This window comes from Acinetobacter sp. CIP A162 (assembly GCF_000367905.1).
Lineage (GTDB): Bacteria > Pseudomonadota > Gammaproteobacteria > Pseudomonadales > Moraxellaceae > Acinetobacter > Acinetobacter lwoffii.
This window is the reverse complement of sequence record NZ_KB849160.1, coordinates 1-5,922: the sequence shown is the minus strand read 5'-3', so window position 1 is coordinate 5,922 and position 5,922 is coordinate 1. Positions and strand designations below refer to the sequence as shown.

At 36.6% G+C, this 5,922-nt stretch carries 10 protein-coding genes; 5 read left to right on the top strand and 5 right to left on the bottom strand.

The window, feature by feature from the left end; genetic code table 11:
• Positions 1-124: 124 nt before the first annotated feature.
• Positions 125-1,054 (top strand): replication initiation protein RepM, encoded by a 930-nt coding sequence (gene repM / locus F995_RS14915; protein WP_004647575.1) that lies wholly within the window; start codon positions 125-127, stop codon positions 1,052-1,054.
• Positions 1,051-1,359, top strand: coding sequence for a hypothetical protein (locus F995_RS14910; RefSeq protein WP_004647574.1), 309 nt, complete (start codon positions 1,051-1,053; stop codon positions 1,357-1,359). The genes repM and F995_RS14910 overlap by 4 nt, the downstream gene beginning before the upstream one ends.
• Here F995_RS14910 and F995_RS14905 read toward each other — a convergent pair.
• Entirely contained in the window at positions 1,343-1,654 is a 312-nt protein-coding gene (locus F995_RS14905) for an HU family DNA-binding protein (RefSeq protein ID WP_004647573.1), read from the bottom strand. The two genes, F995_RS14910 and F995_RS14905, sit on opposite strands and share 17 nt — an antisense overlap.
• Before the next feature lie 2 nt (positions 1,655-1,656).
• The gene (locus F995_RS14900) at positions 1,657-1,944 is read right to left on the bottom strand and encodes a hypothetical protein (RefSeq protein ID WP_004647572.1); all 288 of its coding nucleotides are present in this window, start codon (positions 1,942-1,944) and stop codon (positions 1,657-1,659) included.
• Between the two features lie 187 nt (positions 1,945-2,131).
• Here F995_RS14900 and mobQ point away from each other — a divergent pair, with 187 nt between their 5' ends.
• Both mobQ and F995_RS14890 read left to right on the top strand, forming a co-directional pair.
• The gene (gene mobQ, locus F995_RS14895) at positions 2,132-3,103 is read left to right on the top strand and encodes a MobQ family relaxase (RefSeq protein ID WP_004647570.1); all 972 of its coding nucleotides are present in this window, start codon (positions 2,132-2,134) and stop codon (positions 3,101-3,103) included.
• A complete protein-coding gene (locus tag F995_RS14890; RefSeq protein WP_004647569.1) occupies positions 3,100-3,579 on the top strand; it encodes a hypothetical protein in 480 nt (159 codons plus the stop codon). Before mobQ ends, F995_RS14890 begins: the two co-directional genes overlap by 4 nt.
• A gap of 6 nt (positions 3,580-3,585) precedes the next feature.
• Here the strand turns inward: F995_RS14890 and F995_RS14885 are convergent, their stop codons facing one another.
• From F995_RS14885 to F995_RS14875, 3 genes are all read right to left on the bottom strand, one after another.
• Positions 3,586-3,999, bottom strand: coding sequence for a hypothetical protein (locus F995_RS14885; protein WP_004647568.1), 414 nt, complete (start codon positions 3,997-3,999; stop codon positions 3,586-3,588).
• 135 nt (positions 4,000-4,134) lie between these two features.
• Entirely contained in the window at positions 4,135-4,350 is a 216-nt protein-coding gene (locus F995_RS14880) for a hypothetical protein (protein ID WP_004647566.1), read from the bottom strand.
• Positions 4,340-4,636, bottom strand: a complete 297-nt coding sequence (locus F995_RS14875) for a BrnT family toxin (protein WP_004282231.1) — start codon at positions 4,634-4,636, stop codon at positions 4,340-4,342. Before F995_RS14875 ends, F995_RS14880 begins: the two co-directional genes overlap by 11 nt.
• Positions 4,637-4,831: 195 nt before the next feature.
• Between F995_RS14875 and F995_RS14870 the strand changes: the two genes are divergently transcribed.
• Positions 4,832-5,260 carry a hypothetical protein gene (locus F995_RS14870; protein WP_000877730.1) on the top strand — a complete coding sequence of 143 codons (429 nt, stop codon included), beginning with the start codon at positions 4,832-4,834 and terminating at the stop codon, positions 5,258-5,260.
• The last annotated feature ends 662 nt before the right edge of the window (positions 5,261-5,922 follow it).

The following is a 5,922-nucleotide window of genomic DNA, read 5'->3' as shown; positions in this document are numbered from 1 at the left end:
ATAAGCACACAAATTCTCTTGTATAAGCACACAAATTCTCTTGTATAAGCACACAAATTCTCTTGATTTACACACACATTATATGTAGTGTTTAAATACACATTAATAATAACGTGTATTTAATATGAAAAATGGTTTAGTTGTGAAAGATAATGCATTAATAAACGCCAGTTATAATTTAGAACTAACAGAACAGCGTTTAATTATGCTGGCGATAATTAATGCAAGGGAATTAGGACAGGGCATCACGGCAGATAGCAAACTAGAAATACATGCTAGTGATTATGCAAAGCTCTTTAATGTATCGGCAGATGCATCCTATAAAGCTCTAAAAGAAGCTGTAAACAATCTATTTAATAGACAGTTTAGCTATACAGCAGAATACAAAAAAACAGGAAAAGTGGGTGTTGTTCGCTCTCGTTGGGTTAGTCGTATTTTTTATGTAGATGACTTAGCGCTATTAGAAATTACTTTCGCACCTGACGTAGTGCCGTTAATCACTCGATTAGAAGAACATTTTACGAAATACGAAGCCAAACAAGTTGCACACTTAACCAGTAAGTACGCCACCAGACTTTATGAATTATTAATCGCCTGGCGTGAGGTTGGTAAAACACCAATTTTTGAACTGCAACAATTACGTAAAAATTTAGGTGTTGAAGATGATGAATATCAACGTATGCATCATTTTAAAAACCGTGTATTAGACACAGCTATTACCCAGATCAATGAGCATACGGATATAAAAACCACTTATGAACAGCATAAGCAAGGGCGTACCATCACTGGGTTTTCATTCAGGTTTAAGCAAAAAACACAGCCGAAAATTGAAATTAAACGTGATCCCAATACCCCTGATTTTTTCATCAAAATGACCGATGCTCAGCGCCACTTATTTGCCAATAAAATGTCTGAAATGCCCGAAATGAGCAAATACTCACAAGGTACGGAAAGTTTTCAGCAATTTGCTATTCGTATCGCTGACATGCTTTTAGAGCCTGAAAAGTTCAGAGAGCTTTATCCATGTTTAGAAAAAGCAGGGTTTCAAGCATGATGAAATTAACCAACCTATTAGAAGAACTTCACGGCACACAAGCTGAATACCTCGATATCGTAAATTATGAAATTGCGAGGGAAAATATATGCGGTTATATCTTCCTATTATCCCGAATATCCCAAAATGCCGAACCCACCGAAAAAATGCAGATGGAAAGCAAAATAGAGGACTTAATTTACTATCGGGATAATTTGCAGATCGAAGATAAGAAAAATATCCAAAAGGTCTTAAATGAGCTAATTCCAGAGTATAAAGCCGAACAAGAAAACAAAGAGCTAAGAAAAATTAGGCTTTCTTCTTAGCTTTACTTTTTTGCTTTGGCTTAACAATAAATTGCTCTCCCAAAGCCTTACCTTGTTTAAAAGTAACGATTTCCTTAGCTTCAATTTTAAGTTTTTCTCCAGTTTTAGGATTGCGTCCCATTCTTTCTGGACGTTGTTTTACTGAAAAAGTACCAAAATCAACTAATCGGACATTTTTTTCTTCAACTAGGGCTTCTGTAATGACTTCAAGAACAGAATTAAGAACAACTCTTGCTTCGTCTTGATTAATATTTAATTTAGGTGCTAATTTGGCAATTAAATCGGCTTTATTCATAATTAATTTTCCTCAATATTTGGTAAGTCAAAAAGCTGTCTATCTCTATTTTCAGTTAAATATTCATTAAGTTCCATGAGTATTTTTTCTTTGTTAGCTTCATTACTTTGCATCTTTTTAATTAAATAAGAACCGAGCAAAATTTTACGTCGAGTATCATCCTTTCTTTCTTGCTCTTTTTGCTTCGATCTTTCTCTAGCTTCGATAGCTTGTTTTTGTGCTTTTAACTGTTTTAGCTTCTCTAACTGAGCTTCAATTTTCTTTTCGATATTTTCGGCTGATTTGGTCATAACGGTTCATTTCGGGATATAGGAAAACCACTCAAGCATAAGAACCTATGAATTGAAATTCAAGCGGTTAATATGCTATCGTGTTTTTCATGAAATGCGCACTTACGACTTGGATTTCATCCAAGTCAAAGTTTGCGTAAGGGGATACCCCTTAACCCCAAAAGCAAAAGCACCCCAAGGTGACTGCATGGCAATTTATCATTGTTCCACTAAAACGGTTAACCGAAGTTCGGGACGAACTGCGGTTGCATCATCTGCATATCGTGCAGGGGAAAAATTAGAAGATGAACGCACAGGACTGACCCATGACTTTACGAGAAAAGATGGTGTCGCCCATTCTGAAATTCTGTCTAATTTAGATATTGAAATTGACCGTGCTGAGCTTTGGAATTTGGCAGAAAAAACCGAAAACCGCAAAGATGCCCGAACCGCTAGAGAATGGGTCATTGCCCTACCTGATGAATTAGACGCTGATCAACGTAAGGACTTGGCAAAAGACTTTGCCAGGTCCTTAGTTGATCGCTATGACGTGATCGCAGATTTAGCCATCCATGAACCCAGCAAAGGCGGTAATGATAAAAACCACCACGCCCATATCATGCTCACCACCCGAAAGGCAGAACTGGACACAGATAATAAACTCACCCTGACCACCAAAACCGATATTGAACTCAGCAACGCCAAACGAAAAAGCCTTGGTATGGGTACAACCCAAGAAGATATTAAGCAAATTCGAGAAACATGGGCAAACTTAGCCAACAAGGCATTGGAACGTGCAGGCTACCGAGAAAAAATAGACCACCGCAGCTATGCCGATCAAAATAATGGACTACAAGCAACCATCCACGAAGGCAGCAAAGTCACCCAATTACGCAGACAAGGCATAGACACTGAAATCAGCCGTTTTAATGACAACGTCAAACAACAAAATACCCAACAGCTTCACCAAGAAAAACAGCAGAAAGAGAGCGTTTTACAGCGAGGTTTAAACCGTGTTGATCAAGGTTTTGAACAATGGCAGAAGAACCAAGAAAGCAAACGCCTAGAACTGGAACACCAAGCCGAAATACAACGACAGCAAAAACTAGAACATCAACAAGCCGAGCGAGCTACCCGTAAGGCATCACAAGACTTAGATCAGGGCGGAATGTCATTATGAGCAACCAAAACGATGATTTAGATGTAAATGATCAATTATATATTTTATTGGCATCTATGAAGGAATACAGAGAAGCCATAGCAGACGATAACAAGCGATTAGAGACGTTTTATAGCAAAGTAGCTAGTGGAGTGCTAGAACAGAGTAAAAAGACCCTAAATAACGCGAATCAGGAAGCTACACGCACCCTTCAAGGCCGTATTCATGAATTAGACAAAGCTACCGATAAACTGAACTACAGATTCATTGCCCTATTATGTGCAATTTTCCTTAGTCTGGTGTTGGTTTTCCTATCTTTCATATTTTTATTCATTCCAAGTTTTGACGAGATTAAAGAACGTCGTGCAGAAGCAGCTTGGCTAGAGCAAAGATATAATCTAGATATTAGAAATTGCAATGGTAAATCTTGTGTCCGGATCATGAAAAATGACTGTCACGGGCCAAACAAAGATTATTGTGTGATTGATCCTAAATAATGCTTGTTAAAGCGGAGCTGCAAGCCAATAACCGTGCTTGGTACAAACATCTGGGATAGATTGGAGTTTTGTTGGGTACATACCTCCACCAAGTCTGATTTCATCGCCTATAAAAACTTTATGGTTATTAAATTTATTGGTAATACTGATCCTACCATCATTTGTATATTCTAATTCACTGCTATTAGCCCAAATAATAAAAGGATCAGTATCACTGTTTAGACGAATACAACCATGTCGATCTAAATGTAATTTTCCACCTGTCATTGAGAGCATATAAATCTTTGTTTCAGGACTTTGCTTAATAAAAATTACAGGTTTTACAGGTTCTATAGCATCAGAAACTAAGGCAGGCTTTGCTATACAGCCAGTAAGCACAGAGATGACGAAAAAACTATGGAATAGATTGTATATTTTCATACTTAACCAAATTATGAGATAGGACAGTACTTTGCTTGGTTTCTTTCATTTTTCAATTTATACCGGTGCACGCAAAGTGGCTCGACTTTGAAACATGGCTAAAGCCACATTTCAAAGCATCGAGCTAAATTTTAATTAAACACGTTTCAATGCCATGATATGGCGAACCATCTCGTTAATATGCTGTTTTGTTTCATTATCTTGAGAACTTAGCCAAGTTACAACATCTGCATCAAAAGCTTTTGCTTGAGCAATCGCATGGCGTTCTTGTAATTTTTTCACAAATTTTGGTTTTACTACTGGCGCATTGGTAGGGTCAAAATTTTTATAGCGTTCTAATTCATTTTGCATGGTTATACCTCCGCTTTTGATTGTGCGATGGCTCAAAAGCAGTAATGATTCTTGCAACATCACCACGTTCAACCCAAACCACTGTTAGTAGTCTACCACGATTGCTTAGACCGATTGATATTAGCCGTTGCTCATCGTAATGACCAAGATCGTCAAAGGATATCAGCTCTGGATCAAGAAAAACGCTACATACTTCTTCAAAAGTAATTTCACGCCCTCGATAGACTATTTCCATTTTTTTATCGTGCCATTCAAATAGCAGACCGTAATACTCAATCAAGGGCATGTTTAGCCTTTTTCCTAGATTTACAACTTCTAAAATTCTACTTAGAGGGTGTTACTTATTCAATAACGCATTAATTTAAATGGGTTCTAACATCTAAATTTCGTATAACAGCCATTATGTTAAATAGAATCAAAAAACCTCCAATAAAATCGTTATAGTATTATTATTTATTGAGTAGATAAGAGAATTAAATTAGTGAAATACTCAAATGAAAAAATAGTAAAAGCTCTCTTACTTTCTCCTTTACCACTACTTTTTTTCACAGCAGTCCTGTTTATCGTAATGAATCAGGAATACAGCCTATACTCGATTTTAGTGGTTCTTGTAGGGCACGGTCTTGTCTACTTGGCTTATTGTATTTTGACTGTACCTTTCAGCTTCATATTCTCAATTCTTTTAAATCGTTATAACAGTCTTAATTTATTAACTATCTGTATTGCCTCTATAATTATTGCTACTCCATTTTTTATTCTTTTTGGATGGAGTCACACAGGAGAAATTTCGAAAGAGTGGTGGAAGATGTATACAGATACATGGACTATCTTTATGGCTCTATTTCCTGGCTTATGTTATTGGCTATTTCTGATTAACCTAAAAGATAAGAAATCAAAGAATATTGAATAAACCATTGCATAGAGATTCTTAAATTTCCCTAAAATTAACATAATACACCTTATACGAAATGCGTTATAATTATCTTTAGAAATCAATGCTGTAGTTTCTAGTTGATAGCTCATCTTCCCCAAGGTGGGCTTTTTTTATGATTTTTAACGTTCCACGCCTATTCTTTGATCAATGTTTCACAACTTTGATTAGCTCCATTAAATAATTAAAACCTAGATAATAAGAACCGAGCGAGTGTCTACGAGCGATTGAGCATCATCAAAATTTCACGCTCGCCTTTTCTCTGATTACAAGCTCACTTTCGATTTTAAACGGTAGGTACAGAGCATCCCGAATGGGTGCGAACTTTGGAGCTTTTGCTTTTCAAAAAATATGAGCGAAGCGAATACATTATCAATGCTTTTACTTTTGAATATCACAAACAGTATTAATTAAAAACTGCCCCTCGAAGCGAGGAACGAGCTTCAATAGAGTACGAGCTTTAGCGAGTACCTAGGGCAGTTCCACTCCCCTGCCAAAAGGCTTTTAATTATTTTTAAAGCTTTTAAATGCTTTTAGACCCTATGAAAGCATTGGTATCAGAGGGTTTCAATCTCAATAAGCACACAAATTCTCTTGTATAAGCACACAAATTCTCTTGTATAAGCACACAAATTCTCTTG